This window comes from Achromobacter spanius, from assembly GCF_003994415.1.
In the GTDB taxonomy this organism is placed as follows: Bacteria; Pseudomonadota; Gammaproteobacteria; order Burkholderiales; family Burkholderiaceae_B; genus Achromobacter; species Achromobacter spanius_C.
Map to the genome: position 1 here is coordinate 5244370 of NZ_CP034689.1, position 15717 is coordinate 5260086.

General features: G+C 66.2%; 14 protein-coding genes and 1 pseudogene. 10 read left to right on the plus strand and 5 right to left on the minus strand.

Annotation, left to right across the window (positions count from 1 at the left end; translation table 11 throughout):
* Positions 1–2 precede the first annotated feature (2 nt).
* The 3 genes from ELS24_RS24035 to ELS24_RS24045 are packed head-to-tail and all read left to right on the plus strand — an operon-like array spanning position 3 to position 2212.
* Entirely contained in the window at positions 3–485 is a 483-nt protein-coding gene (locus tag ELS24_RS24035) for a molybdenum cofactor biosynthesis protein MoaE (RefSeq protein ID WP_050448237.1), read from the plus strand.
* Entirely contained in the window at positions 482–1003 is a 522-nt protein-coding gene (gene moaB, locus ELS24_RS24040) for a molybdenum cofactor biosynthesis protein B (RefSeq protein WP_050448236.1), read from the plus strand. Before ELS24_RS24035 ends, moaB begins: the two co-directional genes overlap by 4 nt.
* Positions 1004–1006: 3 nt before the next feature.
* Entirely contained in the window at positions 1007–2212 is a 1206-nt protein-coding gene (locus ELS24_RS24045) for a molybdopterin molybdotransferase MoeA (RefSeq protein ID WP_127185532.1), read from the plus strand.
* On the opposite strand, the gene mobA is transcribed toward ELS24_RS24045, so the two are convergent.
* The 3 genes from mobA to ELS24_RS24060 form a co-directional block, all read right to left on the minus strand.
* Positions 2185–2751 (minus strand): molybdenum cofactor guanylyltransferase MobA, encoded by a 567-nt coding sequence (mobA, locus tag ELS24_RS24050; protein WP_240669570.1) that lies wholly within the window; start codon positions 2749–2751, stop codon positions 2185–2187. The two genes, ELS24_RS24045 and mobA, sit on opposite strands and share 28 nt — an antisense overlap.
* Before the next feature lie 67 nt (positions 2752–2818).
* Entirely contained in the window at positions 2819–3946 is a 1128-nt protein-coding gene (gene moaA / locus ELS24_RS24055) for a GTP 3',8-cyclase MoaA (protein WP_127185533.1), read from the minus strand.
* A gap of 42 nt (positions 3947–3988) precedes the next feature.
* Complete coding sequence (locus ELS24_RS24060) at positions 3989–5068, minus strand: substrate-binding domain-containing protein (protein WP_050448233.1); 1080 nt, start codon at positions 5066–5068, stop codon at positions 3989–3991.
* A 158-nt stretch (positions 5069–5226) separates the two neighbouring features.
* On the opposite strand from ELS24_RS24060, the pseudogene ELS24_RS24065 reads away from it, so the two are divergent.
* The 7 genes and pseudogenes from ELS24_RS24065 to ELS24_RS24095 all read left to right on the plus strand — a co-directional run bounded on the left by ELS24_RS24065 (position 5227) and on the right by ELS24_RS24095 (position 14430).
* A pseudogene (locus ELS24_RS24065) lies at positions 5227–5807 on the plus strand (formate dehydrogenase subunit gamma).
* Complete coding sequence (locus ELS24_RS24070; RefSeq protein ID WP_127185534.1) at positions 5804–7387, plus strand: formate dehydrogenase beta subunit; 1584 nt, start codon at positions 5804–5806, stop codon at positions 7385–7387. Before ELS24_RS24065 ends, ELS24_RS24070 begins: the two are co-directional and overlap by 4 nt.
* A gap of 15 nt (positions 7388–7402) precedes the next feature.
* Positions 7403–10279 carry a formate dehydrogenase subunit alpha gene (gene fdhF / locus ELS24_RS24075; RefSeq protein ID WP_127185535.1) on the plus strand — a complete coding sequence of 959 codons (2877 nt, stop codon included), beginning with the start codon at positions 7403–7405 and terminating at the stop codon, positions 10277–10279.
* Between the two features lie 21 nt (positions 10280–10300).
* Entirely contained in the window at positions 10301–11128 is an 828-nt protein-coding gene (gene fdhD, locus ELS24_RS24080; RefSeq protein WP_127185536.1) for a formate dehydrogenase accessory sulfurtransferase FdhD, read from the plus strand.
* Between the two features lie 54 nt (positions 11129–11182).
* Positions 11183–11440 carry a formate dehydrogenase subunit delta gene (locus ELS24_RS24085; RefSeq protein ID WP_050448228.1) on the plus strand — a complete coding sequence of 86 codons (258 nt, stop codon included), beginning with the start codon at positions 11183–11185 and terminating at the stop codon, positions 11438–11440.
* 61 nt (positions 11441–11501) lie between these two features.
* Positions 11502–13169: an OFA family MFS transporter gene (locus ELS24_RS24090; protein WP_127185537.1), complete on the plus strand. Its 1668-nt coding sequence runs from the start codon at positions 11502–11504 to the stop codon at positions 13167–13169.
* 139 nt (positions 13170–13308) lie between these two features.
* Complete coding sequence (locus tag ELS24_RS24095; RefSeq protein WP_050448226.1) at positions 13309–14430, plus strand: methyltransferase; 1122 nt, start codon at positions 13309–13311, stop codon at positions 14428–14430.
* A gap of 124 nt (positions 14431–14554) precedes the next feature.
* Here ELS24_RS24095 and ELS24_RS24100 read toward each other — a convergent pair whose 3' ends face one another.
* Positions 14555–15079 carry a chromate transporter gene (locus ELS24_RS24100; protein ID WP_050448225.1) on the minus strand — a complete coding sequence of 175 codons (525 nt, stop codon included), beginning with the start codon at positions 15077–15079 and terminating at the stop codon, positions 14555–14557.
* Entirely contained in the window at positions 15076–15651 is a 576-nt protein-coding gene (locus tag ELS24_RS24105; RefSeq protein WP_127185538.1) for a chromate transporter, read from the minus strand. The genes ELS24_RS24100 and ELS24_RS24105 overlap by 4 nt, the downstream gene beginning before the upstream one ends.
* Positions 15652–15717 lie beyond the last annotated feature (66 nt).

Here is a 15717-nt window from a genome sequence, read left to right on the forward strand (position 1 = left end):
CCATGATCAGCGTCCAGGAAGCCGATTTTGACGCCGCCGCCCTGACGGCCGCGTTGCGCGAGAACGCCGGGTCCGGCGTGGGCGGCATCGTCACCTTCGTGGGCTATGTGCGCGACTACGCGCCCGATGCGCCCACCGACACGCTGTACCTCGAACACTATCCCGGCATGTGCGAGCGCGAGCTTGAAGCCATTGCCGAGACCGCCCGCCAGCGCTGGAAGCTGGACGGCACGGTCATCGTGCACCGCGTGGGCGCGCTCTCGCGCAACGCGCAGATCGTATTCGTGGCGGCCGCCAGCGCGCACCGGGGCGACGCCTTCCGCGGCTGCGAATACATCATCGACGCGCTGAAGACGCGTGCCCCCTTCTGGAAGCGCGAAACGCTGGCAGGCGGCCGTAGCTTCTGGGTAGAACAACGCCAGGCCGACCAGGACCGCACCGACGCCTGGGATGAAGACACCGCCCCTACCAAGGAACGTCCATGAGCGAAGAAATTCCCGTCTCGCTGGCCTGTGCCGTGCTGACGGTCAGCGACACCCGCAGCGCGGGCGACGACACCTCCGGCAACCTGCTGGCCCACAGCCTGGCGCATGCGGGCCACGAGTGCGTACGCCGCGACATCGTCCGCGACGACATCTACCAGATCCGCCGCATCATCAGCGACTGGATCGCCGACCCCGAAGTGCAGGTCATCCTGACCACCGGCGGCACGGGCTTTTCGCATCGCGACCATACGCCTGAAGCCATCCTGCCCCTGCTCGACCGCGAGATCCCCGGCTTTGGCGAACTGTTCCGCCAGATCTCCTACACCGAGATCGGCAGCTCCACGATCCAGTCGCGCGCATTCGCGGGCTCGGCCAACCAGACGCTGATCTTCTGCCTGCCCGGTTCGAACAACGCCTGCGAAACGGCCTGGGCGCAGATCCTGCGCGAACAGCTCGACAGCAGGCACCGCCCGTGCAATTTCGCCTCGCATTTCAAGCCCCGGAAAGAAGACCACTGACCCATGCTGGATTTCGATCACGCCCAAACCCTATTGGCCAACGCCGCAACGCCGCTGCAACGCCGCGAAGAGATTGAACTGAACGAAGTCGCCGGCCGCGTGCTGGCGACCGATCTGCAAGCCACGGTAGACATTCCACCGGCCGACAACAGCGCCATGGACGGCTACGCGCTGCGCGTGGCCGACTGGCGCGCGGGCGCCCGCCTGCCCATCCAGCAGCGCTGCTACGCGGGCGACGTGCCCGAACCGCTGAAGCCTGGGCACGCCATCCGCCTGTTTACCGGCAGCCTGATTCCCGATGGCGCGGACACCGTCGTCATGCAGGAAGACGCCGTCGAAGCCGACAACCAGGTAGAGATCACACGCGCACCCGCCCCCGGCCAGCACATCCGCCGCCGCGGCGAAGACACGATGGCCGGCGCGCCCTTGCTGGCGGCAGGCGCCGTGCTGCAAGCCGCGCACGTGGCGCTGCTGGCCTCGCAGGGGCTGGCCACCGTACCGGTGATGGGCCGCCTGCGCGTGGGCATCCTGACCACCGGCGACGAACTGGTGCCGCCCGGCACGCCGCGCGCGCCCGAGCAGATCTACAACTCCAACGGCCCCATGCTTGCCGCCCTGACGCGCGGGCTGGGCGCCGTGCCCGTGCATGTGCTGCACGCGCGCGACACCGAAGAAGAACTGCTGGCCGCGTTCAAGACCCTGCTGGCCGATTGCGATCTGGTGTTGAGCGTGGGCGGGGTGTCGGTGGGCGAACGCGATCTGGTCAAGCCCGCCCTGGCGGCATTGGGCGGCGAGCTATCGCTGTGGAAGGTCCGCATGAAACCCGGCAAGCCGGTGGCGCTGGCCCAGATAGGCGGCAAGCCCGTGGTCAGCCTGCCGGGCAATCCGGTGTCGGCCTACGCGGTTTTCGCCATGCTGGTGTCGCCGCTGGTGCGGCGCATGCAAGGCCGCGAAGAAATCTTCCCGCCCGTCAACCTGTTGCCGCTGCGCACCGAGCATCCGCGCCAGGACGGACGCGAGGAGTTCCTGCGCGTGCAGCGCCGCGTGGCGAAAGACGGCACCGCCGAGCTCGTGCCCTATGGCCATCAAGGCTCGGGGGTGATCAGTTCCGTACCCTGGGCGACGGGGCTGGCGCGCTTGCCGGCCGACGTGCTGGTCAATGACGGCGACCGCGTGCCTTATTACGACATGCGGCACTGGCTGGTGTAGCGTTCAGCCACGGCCAGTTCTTCGGGCGTGTTCACGTTCATAAAGGCGTCTGGCGCGTCGTCAAAACACGCCGCCACGCCGCCCACGCGGGCCTGCCACACGCCCACCTTGCGGTCGCCCGCCTGCAAATAAGCACGCAGGTCGGGCAAGAGCGACGGGCGCAACGCCATGCAGGCGGCATGGCGTTGGCCGCCGGCCATCGCGTAGGCCAGTGGGGCCTGGGCGGAAACCGCCTCGGCAATCAGCCGCGTTGCAAGGTCATGGGGAAGAAAAGGCGTGTCGCACGGCACGGCAACTACCCAGTCGTCGTCAGCGTGTGATGCTGCGACAAGCCCCGCCGCCAGCCCCACCAGTGGCCCCTGAAAGTCGCCCAGCGCGGGCGCGCCGTCCGCCACCACCGTTCCGTATTGCGCGTAATGCTCGGCATGCCGGTTGGCGCTGATGATCAGCCTGCCCACCTGCGGCGCCAGCCGGCGCGCCACATGCGCCACCATGGGTTCGCCGTTCAGCAAGACCAACCCCTTGTCCTGATGGCCCATGCGTGCGCCCTGCCCGCCCGCCAGGATCAGCCCGACGATGCGCGCCGTGGATAACGGCAAAGACTGGTCAGCCACCGATGTAGCTCATTTCGACCTTGCGGCCGGAAGTGGGTGTGGTGTCCGCCATGTTGCGGCCACGCAGTTCGGAATAATTGTCGTGGCGGCCACCCCAGATGCCCGCCACGATGGCGGCCAGTTCCGTGTCGCTTGCGCCGTCGCGCAAGGGTGCGCGCAGATCAAAGCCTTCGTGCGCGAACAGGCACAGATAGAGCTTGCCCTCGGGCGACAGGCGCGCGCGCGTACAGCCGCCGCAGAAGGCCTGCGTGACGCTGGAAATGACGCCGATTTCGCCGCCGCCATCCGCATAGCGCCAGCGTTCGGCCACACGGCCCATGTCGTTGGATTGCACGGGTTCCAGCGGATACACCGCGCCGATGCGGTCCAGCACTTCCTGGCTGGGCACCACTTCCGTCAGGTTCCAACCGTTGGTGCTGCCCACGTCCATGTATTCGATGAAGCGCAAAATGTGGCCGCTGTGGCGAAAGCGTTCGGCCATGGGCAGGATCTGGCCGTCGTTCAGGCCGCGCCGCACCACCATGTTGACCTTCACCGGCGCCAGGCCAGCCTCGGCCGCGGCGTCGATGCCGCGCAGCACGTCATCGGGCGTGAAGCCGCTGTCGCTCATGTCCTGAAACATGGAGGCATCCAGCGCATCCAGGCTGACGGTTACGCGCGTCAATCCCGCCGCTTTCAGATCGGCGGCCTTGCGCGCCAGCACGCTGCCATTGGTCGTCAGGGTCAGGTCCAGCGGAAGGCCCGCCGGCGTGCGCAATGCAGCCAGTTGGCCCACCAGGTTTTCCAGGTGCTTGCGCAGCAGCGGTTCGCCGCCTGTCAGGCGGATTTTCTCCACGCCCAGCTGCGTGAAAATGCCGGCCAGGCGGCTGATTTCCTCGAAGGACAGCAGCGCCGAATGCGGCATGAAGGTATAGCTGGCGTCGAATACTTCGCGCGGCATGCAGTAGGTGCAGCGGAAGTTGCAGCGGTCGGTAACGGAGATGCGCAGATCGCGCAGCGGACGCGCGCGCTGGTCCAGCGCGGGCTGGCCGTCTGGCGGCAGCTCGCCAGGCGCGGGCCAGGTTGCGCGATCGGTGCGCTGGCTGGCCCGTTCATCGGCAAGGAATATCACTTTGCTCATGGGGCGATCATATATCGGCGGCCAGGGTCCGGGCGGCCCCGCCTACGCGAAAGCCTCTTCCAGGGTTTGTAAACGGCCGGTGTCCTGGGCGTCGTAGCCCACCAGTTGCCCTACGTAGCCCACGTAGTCGGCACTGCGCATGATGGACAGCAGGTCTTGCATGGCGGGCGTCTCCAGCGACGACTTGCGGATGGCGAAGAAGTAGCGTTCGCGCACCAGCGGAATGAAGTCCAGCCCGAACCGGCAGGCTGCCGTCTCTACCCCTACGCCCGTGTCCGCCATGCCGCTGGCAATGTGCGCGGCAATCGCCATGTGCGTGAATTCATTGGTTTCGTAGCCCTGGACCTCGCCAATGGACACCCCGGCGCGTTGCAGCATCAGCCCCACCAGGTAGCGGGTGCTGGACCCGATCTGGCGGTTCACGAAGCGCACGTCCTGGCGCGCCAGATCGGCCATGCCACGGATCTGCTTCGGGTTGCCGGCGGTGACGAACAGGCCGGTATTGCGCACGGCCAGGTGAATCAGCAGGTAGTCGTCGGCGTGCAGCCACTGCGCGTAGCGCTCCATGATGGGCGATTCGAAATCGCCCAGCGGCACCTGAAACCCGGCCAGATCGCATTCATGGCGTTCCAAGGACGCCAACGCCTCGATCGCGGTGCGATAACGCAATTCCAGCCCCGGCTTGCGGTCGCCCATGTGCTGCATCAGCGACTCCACCGCGAAGCCGTGGCTGGCGTGCAGCCGCAGGTGCGGACCGGTTTCGGGCAGCAGCCGTTCCAGCTCTTCCTGCAATTCCGACGCCATGCTGTCCAGCGTGGGCATCAAGCGCGCCTCGATGCGGCGGTTGGCCCACAGCAGGCGCTGCGCGAAGGGCGACAGTTGCGTGCCCTGGCGCCGATTCGTGATCAGCAACTGCGTGCCGAAGGTGGTTTCGAAGCGGCGCAGCACGCCCCAGGCATGCCGGTACGACAGCCCGCAGGCCCGACACGCGCCCGAGATATTGCCGGTGGCGTCAATCGCGGCCAGCAGCGCAAGCATGTCTTGCAAGGGCACGGGCGCCGTGTCGTCACCCCCGCCCAAGGTCCATTGGGGCCGCAGACCGATTCGGAACTTATATGTCATTTCTTTCTTATTGAAGACAGTCAAGTACGTGGTTAGAGTACACAAATAACGCGGCAGCCGGGCTTTTATTATGTTTTTAAAAACATATTAAATGCCCTCAGAGCCTGATCCGCACCACAGACCCCTGAACGGGGCCCGCAACATTGGAGGAGACCACCGTGCAACAGCGCGAGGCAAAATCCGACCTGGCATCCAGCGGCGGCGCCCGCGGCGGCCCACTGGCGCTGGACGCCGCCCAGGCGTCCGCCACCCCCGCCATCGCCACCACCGCGCGCATTCTTGCGCGGCTGAAAGACCTGCCCGGCCCCTGCTGCCGGTACTGCACGAGGTGCAGCACGAATTGGGCTGTATTCCGGCCGAGGCGGTGCAAACCATCGCCGAGGCCCTGAACCTGTCCCGCGCTGAAGTCCACGGCGTCATCACCTTCTACCCGCACTTTCGCAGCCAGCCGGCCGCGCGCCATACGCTGGAAGTCTGCCGCGCCGAAGCCTGTCAGGCCATGGGCGGCGAACCGCTGGCGGCGCATGCCCGCGCCCACCTGGGCTGCGACTTCCACGCCAGCACGGCGGACGGCAATTTCACGCTGGAACCCGTTTACTGCCTGGGGCTGTGCGCCCAGTCGCCCGCCGTCATGATCGACGGCCAGCCGCATGCTCGTGTTACCCCCGCCAAGCTGGACCGCTTGTTGGCGCGCACCTTGGACCGCACACCGGACCGCACACCGGAGGTCGCGCCATGAGCGCCCCCGTCGTCATCTACGTGCCGCGCGACGCCGCGGCGCTGGCCATGGACGCCGATGCCGTGGCCCGTGAAATTGAGCGCATCGCTGATGAACGTGGCGTGGCCGTGCAAGTGGTGCGCAACGGCTCGCGCGGGCTCTTGTGGCTGGAACCGCTGGTGGAAGTGGTCACGCACGATGGCCGCGTGGCCTACGGCCCCGTGGCGCCGGAAGACGTGGCCGATTTGTTCGACGCCGCTTGGCTGAAGGACATCTCCACCCACCCCCTGTGCCTGGGCCTGACCGAAGACATCCCCTACCTGAAACACCAGGAACGCCTGACCTTCGCCCGCGTCGGCGTGATCGACCCCTTGTCCTTGCAGGACTACGCCGCGCACGGCGGCCTGGCCGGCTTGAAGCGGGCATTGGCGATGGAGCCGGCCGGCATCATTGACGAAGTGGTTACCTCGGGCTTGCGCGGACGCGGCGGCGCGGCGTTCCCGACCGGCATCAAATGGAAAACGGTGGCTGGCACGCCCAGCGACCAGAAGTACATCGTTTGCAACGCCGACGAAGGCGACTCCGGCACGTTCGCCGACCGCCTGCTGATGGAAGGCGACCCCTACGTGCTGATCGAAGGCATGACCATCGCCGGGCTGGCCGTGGGCGCAAGCTATGGCTACATCTACGTGCGTTCCGAATACCCGCACGCCATCGCCACGCTGGAGGCCGCCATTGCGCGCGCCCGCAGCGTGGGCTGGCTGGGCGCGGACGTGCACGGCAGTGGACGCCGCTTCGACCTGGAAGTGCGCAAGGGCGCGGGCGCCTACATCTGCGGCGAAGAAACCTCGTTGCTGGAAAGTCTTGAGGGCAAGCGCGGCGTGGTGCGCGCCAAGCCGCCGCTGCCGGCCATCTCGGGCCTGTTCGGCAAACCCACCGTGATCAACAACGTGATCTCGCTGGCTACCGTGCCCATCATCCTGGCCAAGGGCGCCACCTACTACCGCGATTACGGCGTGGGTCGTTCGCATGGGACGCTGCCCTTCCAGTTGGCGGGCAACCTGAAGCAAGGCGGGCTGGTGGAGAAGGCCTTCGGCCTGAGCCTGCGCGACCTGCTCTATGAATTCGGCGGCGGCAGCGCCTCGGGGCGGCCCCTCCGCGCCGTGCAGGTGGGCGGGCCGCTGGGCGCCTATCTGCCCGAATCGCAATGGGACGTACCGCTGGACTACGAGGCCTATATCCAGATCTCGGCCATGATCGGCCACGGCGGGCTGGTGGCGTTTGACGACACCGTCGACATGGCGCGCATGGCACGCTACGCGATGGAATTCTGCGCCATTGAATCCTGCGGCAAATGCACGCCCTGCCGCATAGGTTCGACGCGCGGCGTCGAGACCATCGACAAGATCGCGGCGCCTGGGGCCGACGCCGGCCAGCGCGAACAGCAAGTACATCTGCTGCGCGATCTGTGCGACACGATGATGGGCGGTTCGCTGTGCGCGCTGGGGGGCATGGCGCCCTACCCCGTGCTGTCCGCGCTGAACCACTTTCCGCAGGACTTCGGCATCGAGTCCTCGCAGTCTGCCGCGCACGCGGCCTGAACCCAAGAGGCGACCATGCTGGAAACCGTCATCAAGCGCGACCGCGACCTGGGCACACCGGCCCGCGTGTCCGAGAACACCGTCACCCTGACCATCGACGGCCAGGAAATCCGCGTGCCCGAAGGCACGTCCCTGATGCGCGCCGCCGCCGAGGCCGGCATCAACATCCCCAAGCTGTGCGCCACCGACAGCCTGGAACCATTTGGATCCTGCCGCCTGTGCCTGGTGCAGATCGAAGGCCGGCGCGGCTACCCCGCGTCGTGCACCACGCCGGCGGAAAACGGCATGGTGGTCTTTACCGAAACGCCCAAGCTGCACGAGCTGCGTCGCGGCGTGATGGAGCTCTACATATCCGACCACCCGCTGGACTGCCTGACCTGCCCCGCCAACGGCGACTGCGAATTGCAGGACATGGCCGGCGTGGTGGGCCTGCGCAACGTGCGCTACGGCTACAACGGCGCCAATCACCTGGACGCCAAGGTCGACGACTCCAACCCCTACTTCAGCTACGACGCGTCCAAGTGCATCGTCTGCAACCGCTGCGTGCGCGCCTGCGAGGAAACGCAGGGCACCTTCGCGCTGACGATATCCGGCAAGGGCTTTGAGTCGCGCGTATCGCCCGGGCAGGACCAGCCCTTCCTGGACAGCGAATGCGTGTCTTGCGGCGCCTGCGTGCAGGCTTGCCCCACGTCCACGCTGCAAGAAAAAACCGTCATCATGATGGGTCAGGCCGAGCACTCGGTGGTCACCACCTGTGCCTATTGCGGCGTGGGCTGCGGCTTCAAGGCCGAGATGAAGGGCCAGGAAGTGGTGCGCATGGTGCCGTGGAAAGACGGCCAGGCCAACCGCGGCCATTCCTGTGTGAAGGGCCGTTTTGCATGGGGCTACGCCACGCACAAGGAACGTGTGCTGAAACCCATGATCCGCAAGCACATCACCGATTCCTGGAAAGAAGTGTCCTGGGACGAGGCCATCAACTACGCGGCCTCTGAATTCCGCCGCATCCAAAGCGAGTACGGCCGCGACGCGGTCGGCGGCATTACCTCGTCGCGCTGCACCAACGAAGAAACCTGGCTGGTGCAAAAACTGGTGCGCGCGGCCTTCGGCACCAACAACGTCGACACCTGCGCGCGCGTCTGCCATTCGCCCACCGGCTACGGCCTGAAGCAGACCCTGGGCGAATCCGCCGGCACGCAAACCTTTGATTCGGTCATGCACACCGACGTGGTGATCGTGATGGGCGCCAACCCCAGCAGCGGCCACCCGGTATTTGCCTCGCGCCTGAAGCGCCGGCTGCGCGAAGGCGCGCGCCTGATCGTGATTGACCCGCGCCGCATCGAACTGGTCAGTTCGCCGCACATCAAAGCTGACTTCCATTTGCAAGTGCGCCCCGGCACCAACACCGCGCTGCTGTCGTCGCTGGCGCACGTGATCGCCACCGAAGGCCTGATCGATGACGCCTTCGTGGCCGAGCGCTGCGAAACCAAGGCTTTCAACGAATGGCGCGACTTCGTGTCCTTGCCCGATAACTCGCCCGAAGCCATGGCCGAGATCACGGGCGTGCCCGCGCAGGACGTGCGTGGCGCGGCGCGTCTGTTCGCCACCGGCGGCAACGGGTCCATCTATTACGGCCTGGGCGTGACCGAGCACAGCCAGGGGTCCACCACCGTGATGGCGATTGCCAACCTGGCCATGGCCACCGGCAACGTCGGCCGCGAAGGCGTGGGCGTGAACCCGCTGCGTGGCCAGAACAACGTGCAAGGCTCGTGCGACATGGGCTCGTTCCCGCATGAGCTGCCCGGCTACCGCCACATTTCCGACAACACGGTGCGCGCGCAATTCGAAAAGGATTGGGGCGTGACCTTGCAGCCTGAACCCGGCCTGCGCATTCCGAACATGTTTGAAGCGGCGCTGGGCGGATCCTTCAAGGGTCTGTACTGCCAGGGCGAAGACATCGTGCAGTCCGACCCCAACACGCAGCACGTGGCGGCCTCGCTGGCGGCCATGGAATGCATCGTGGTGCAGGACCTGTTCCTGAACGAAACCGCCAAGTACGCGCATGTGTTCCTGCCGGGTTCGTCGTTCCTGGAAAAGGACGGCACCTTCACCAACGCCGAACGCCGCATCTCGCGCGTGCGCAAGGTGATGGAGCCCAAGAACGGCAAGTCGGACTGGGAAGTGACGGTGGCGCTGTCAAACGCGCTGGGCTATCCCATGAACTACACGCACCCGCGCCAGATCATGGAAGAAATCGCGCGGCTGACACCGACGTTTGCGGGCGTCAGCTACGACAAGCTGGACAAGCTGGGCAGCCTGCAATGGCCGTGCAACGACGACGCACCCGAAGGCACGCCCATCATGCACATCGACACCTTCGTGCGCGGCAAGGGTAAGTTCATGATCACCAAGTACGTGCCCACCGACGAACGCAGCACGCGCCGTTTCCCGCTGCTGCTGACCACCGGCCGCATCTTGTCGCAATACAACGTGGGCGCGCAGACGCGGCGCACGCCCAACGTCATGTGGCACAGCGAAGACGTGCTGGAACTGCATCCGCAAGATGCCGAAGACCGTGGCGTGGCGGAAGGCGATTGGGTGGGCATTCAAAGCCGCGCGGGCGAGACCGTGCTGCGCGCCACGCTGACCGACCGGGTGCAACCGGGCGTGGTATACACCACGTTTCACTTTCCCGAGTCCGGCGCCAACGTCGTCACGACGGATGCCTCCGACTGGGCGACCAACTGCCCCGAATACAAGGTCACGGCCGTGCAGGTTACGCGCGTGTCCCAGCCTTCGGAATGGCAGCGCCAGTGGTCGCGCTTTGCCGACATCCAGCAAAAACTGCTGCGCGAGCGATCGCGCGAAAACGAAGCGGCGCTGACCGGGAAATAACGCCCCACAGCCCTGGATGCCATGACCGCCCCCACGCCCCCGTCTTCCCGCCCCGACTGCACGCAGACCCAGGTCACGCGCGTGCGGGCCGGGGCAATCGCCCCAAGCGCCGAGTCCGACTTCGTTGCCGAGGAAACGCCGGTGGCGCTGGAGTTCAACGGCATCAGCCACGCCACCATGCTGGCCACCCCCGCCGACCTGGAAGACTTTGCGGTGGGCTTTTCGCTGTCCGAAGGCATCATCGACAGCGTCAGCGATGTGCGCGGCATTGACGTGCTGCCGCAGTGCGACGGCATCGTGGTGCAGGTGGAAATATCCAGTGCCTGCGAAGTCCGTCTGAAAACGCGACGGCGCGCCATGGCCGGCCGCACCGGCTGCGGGTTATGTGGTGTGGAAACACTGCCTGAAGTGCTGCGACCGGTGACGCCGGTGACGAATGGATCGACGGTACGCATCCAGGCGGTGCTGAACGCCATGCGCGACATGCGCGCGCGCCAGGCGCTGCACGACATCACGGGCGCCACGCACGCGGCGGGCTGGGCGGGCGCCGATGGCGTGGTGGCGCTGGTGCGTGAAGACGTGGGCCGCCACAACGCGCTGGACAAGCTGATCGGCGCGCTGGCGCGCCAGGCCATGCACGCCGGCAACGGCATCGTGCTGGTGTCCAGCCGCGCCAGTTTTGAAATGGTGCAAAAGACGGCGGCGGCCGGCGTGGCCGTGCTGGCGGCGGTGTCCGCCCCCACCGCTTTGGCCATCCGCCTGGCGCAAGACGCCAACGTCAGCCTGGTGGGCTTCATGCGCGGCGACGACGCCACGCTGTATTCCCACCCCGAACGGCTTATCCCCTGAATCGGGCCTTGAATCGAGCCTGAATCCGGGCTCTGCATTGGACTTAGACACGCAATGGAAATCGGCAACCTGATCCGCATGGCCAACCGCATCGGCCAGTTCTTTGACGCCATGCCGGACCGCCAGGAAGCGCTGGAAGGCGTGACCAACCATATCCAAAAATTCTGGGAACCGCGCATGCGCAACGAGCTGCTCGGCTTTCTGGCGGCCACGCCCGACGGCGATGCCGGCGACGAACAACTGCACCCGCTGGTGCTTGAAGCGGTCACGCAGAACCGCCAGCGCCTGACGCCCGCGCCCCGCGTGGATTAGCGGGCGACCAAAACAAAAAACAAACAAAGCGGCAATAAAGCCGCACCCCAGAGGAGACTTCATGGAAAGCACCGCCACCTTGGATTTGCCCGGCGCCAAGCCGGGTTTTTTTGACAAAGAACGCACCATTGCCGGGCCGGGTTTCTCGCGCTGGCTGGTGCCGCCGGCTGCCTTGGCCATCCATTTGTGCATCGGCATGGCCTACGGCTTTTCGGTGTTCTGGTTGCCACTGTCCAAGGTGGTGGGCGGCGCCCAGCCGCTGGCCTGCCCGGCCGACATGAGCCTGGCCGCCGAGCTGTTCACCACCAGTTGCGACTGGCGCATTTCCACCATGGGCTGGATGTACACGCTGTTCTTCGTGCTGCTGGGGTGCTCGGCGGCGCTGTGGGGCGGCTGGCTGGAACGCGCCGGCCCGCGCAAGGCAGGCGTGGTGTCGGCCGTGTGCTGGTGCGGCGGCCTGGTCATTTCGGCCATCGGCGTGTACCTGCATCAGATGTGGATGCTGTGGCTGGGGTCCGGCGTCATCGGTGGCATCGGGCTGGGGCTGGGCTATATCTCGCCCGTCAGCACGCTGATCAAATGGTTTCCCGACCGTCGTGGCATGGCAACGGGCATGGCCATCATGGGCTTTGGCGGCGGCGCGATGATCGGCGCGCCGCTGGCCGACATGCTGATGCGCCACTTCGCCACGCCCACCTCGGCCGGCGTCTGGCAAACCTTCCTGACCATGGCGCTGGTGTACTTCGTCTTCATGATGTCGGGCGCGCTGGGATACCGCGTGCCGCCCACCGGCTGGAAGCCGCAGGGCTGGACCGCGCCGGCCAAGCATGCCAACAACGCGATGATCACCAAGGGCCACGTCCACGTGAAGCGGGTCTGGGGCGTGCCGCAGTTCTGGCTGGTGTGGCTGGTGCTGTGCCTGAACGTCACGGCCGGCATCGGCATTCTGGGCATGGCTTCGCCCTTGCTGCAGGAAGTGTTTGGCGGCGGGCTGATCAACAAGCCGGAACTGGGCTTTGGCGAGTTGGACAAGACACAACTGGCCGCCATCGCGGCCATTGCCGCGGGCTTTACCGGCCTGCTCAGCCTGTTCAATATCGGTGGCCGCTTTTTCTGGGCCAGCCTGTCGGACAAGCTGGGCCGCAAGATGACGTACCTGGTCTTCTTCGTGCTGGGCTTCGTGCTGTACGCCGCCATCCCCTGGACGGCGCACATTGGCGCGCTGGCCCTGTTCGTGGCCGCGTTCTGCGTGATCCTGTCCATGTACGGCGGCGGTTTCGCCACGGTGCCCGCCTACCTGGCGGACCTGTTCGGCACGCAGATGGTGGGCGCCATCCACGGCCGCCTGCTGACCGCGTGGTCGGCGGCCGGTATCTTCGGCCCGGTGCTGGTGAACTACATCCGCGAATACCAGTTGTCGATCGGCGTGCCGCGCGCGCAGGTGTACGACATCACCATGTACATCCTGGCGGGCATGCTGGTGCTGGGCTTTCTGTGCAATCTGGCGATTCGCCCGGTCAACCCCAAGTACTTCATGACGGACGAAGAACTGGCCCGCGAAAAAGCGCTGGCGCATGAGCGCGCCGTGGCCGCCGAAACGCATGGCGTGGGCGCATCCACCTTCCGCACGCCCCTGGCGCTGGTGCTGTTCGCCTGGGCCTGCGTGGGTATTCCGCTGGCCTGGGGCATCTGGATCACGTTGCAGAAGGCGGTGGTGTTGTTCCACTGAACCCGCTCGGCCGCTCGGCGCCTGGTGCGCCGAGCGCCGCCCCAGGGCGCGAAGCTGCTACATTGGCAGCCCGCGCCCTATCTTTTTTATTGGTCCCCATGATTCTTAGCCATTCCCCCGTCTTTGCCGGAGCGACACATTGAGCGCCCCTGAATTGCACTGGGAAGAAAACAACGCCCCCCATTCCGCCCGCTGGCGCTCTGAAACCGGCGCAACGCCGCCCAAGCGCGTTGTGGTGGTGGACGACAAGCTGACCGCCGACATGGCCTATCGCCAAGCCTGCGAAGGCGTGGGCCTGCTGTGGCGCGGAGACTTCCAGAACGCCCGCCAGTTGCTGCTGGCCATGACCCGGCGCGTGGACAAGCGTCCGCGCAAGCCCGTCGAGACCATGCTGGAAGCCTTCAACCAGCACCGCCAGATCCAATCGCAACGCGCCCGCATCCTGGGCATGCTGCTGATTCCGTTTGACGCCGGCCACGGCATTTCGCTGCGCCGCGCGCCGGATGCGCGCCAGGCCTGCGAAGAAGCCCACGGCCCGGCCGACGAACCCTATGTGGCGTCGCTGCGCGAACTGCTGGGCCTGATCGGCGCCTTTGAATGGCGCAAGAAAGGCGTGGAGATTCCCGCGCTGAACAACCGCATCCATCCGCACTACGGCGTGTTTTCGCCGCTGCGTGGCGAATATGTGGACCTGGTGGCGAACACGCCAATGCCGCGCGGCAGCGTAGCGTTTGATGTGGGCACCGGCACCGGCGTGCTGGCCGCCGTGATCGCGCGCCGGGGCGGCAAGCGCGTCATCGCCACCGACCTGGACCCGCGCGCGCTGGCTTGCGCCCGCGAAAACCTGGAACGGCTGGGCCTGTCCAAGCAAGTCGATGTGGTCGAGGCGGACCTGTTCCCCGAAGGCCGCGTGTCGCTGGTCGTCTGCAACCCGCCGTGGCTGCCCGCGCGCCCCAGCTCGCCGCTGGAACAAGCCGTGTACGACCCCGACAGCCGCATGCTGCGCGGCTTTCTCAATGGCTTGACGGCACACCTGACGCCCAATGGCGAAGGCTGGCTGATCCTGTCGGACCTGGCAGAGCACCTGGGCCTGCGCACCCGCGAACAGTTGCTGGAAATGATCGACGCCGCCGGCCTGCGTGTCATCGAACGCATCGACACCCGCCCCACCCACAGCCGCGCCAAAGACCCCAGCGACCCGCTCTACGCGGCGCGTTCGAAGGAAGTGACGTCCCTGTGGAGATTGGGCGCCGCCGCCTGATCGTCGCGTCATTGCCGGATTGAACCCGCTGCGCGCATCACGCGCAGCGGTTGATCGCCGTTGCGACATCGCCGGCCAGCGATAAACGGCAAACGGCAAACGGCAAACAGCAAAGCACCCAGCGCTAACCGACCGCCAGCAAACCGACCAGCGCCCCGCCGAACAGCAGCCACAGTGGGTGAATGCGCGTCGTGCTACCCAGCACAGCCACCACCACGGTAATCGCACCCAGCACCCAGCTATGCACGGACGCTTCGGTGATGAGCGCCGCGCTGGCGGCCACCAGGCCCACCGTCATCGGAAAAATGCCGGCCTGGATCACGCCGCGCCACGGGCGGTCCTTGAAGCGTTCCCACAAGCCCAGCGCCAGGATCGTGATGAGCGACGACGGGCCAAACTTGGCGATGGTGGTCACCAACATGCCCCACCACCCGGCCACGTGCCAGCCCACCAGCGTCACCACCATCAGGTTGGGGCCGGGCGCGGCCTGGCCCAGCGCGAACAGCGCGGAAAAATCAGCGGCCGTCATCCAGCCGTGCACGTCCACGACTTGCCGTTGCATCTCGGGCAGGATGGTGTTGCCGCCGCCGAACGCCAGCACGGAAAGCTGGGAAAAGATCAGCGCCAGCGCAATCAGGGTATGGATCATCGACGTTGCCTCCAGACCATCAGGATGCTTAACGGCGTCAGCACCGCCATGGTCGGCAAGAGCGGGATGCGCAGCACGGCAATGGCCACGAAGCACAGCGTGGCCACCACGCCGGCCAGCCAATCGCGCCGCTTGATGACCGGCACGCCAATCTTGACCGCCATCGAAATCAGCAGCCCCGCCGCCGCGGCCGCCAGGCCGGCGAACAGGTGCTGGATATGCGGATCGTTCTGAAAGCGGTCGTACACCATGCCCAACAGAATGACGATGGCCGACGGCGCCAGGATCAGCCCCATCAAGGCCGCGAACGCGCCGCGCGGCCCGCGAAATTTCATCCCCAGCGCGACAGACAGGTTGATGATGTTGCCACCCGGCAGGAATTGGCACAGGCCCAGCAAGTCGGTGAATTCCGAGCCGCTGAGCCAGCCGTGCTTCTCGACGACCATGCGGCGCGCCAGGGGTAGCGCCCCGCCAAAAGCGGTCAGGCCCAGCATGAGAAAACCGGTGAACAACTGCCCACAGGTGGGCGGCGGCCGGTTGCCGGATTCAAGGGTGGAGGGTGCTGCATTCATGGGATGACGGGCCGAAGCAAAGCCGGCGGACAAGAGCTGCGCGTGTTGTCGCGCGCGGTGGAAATA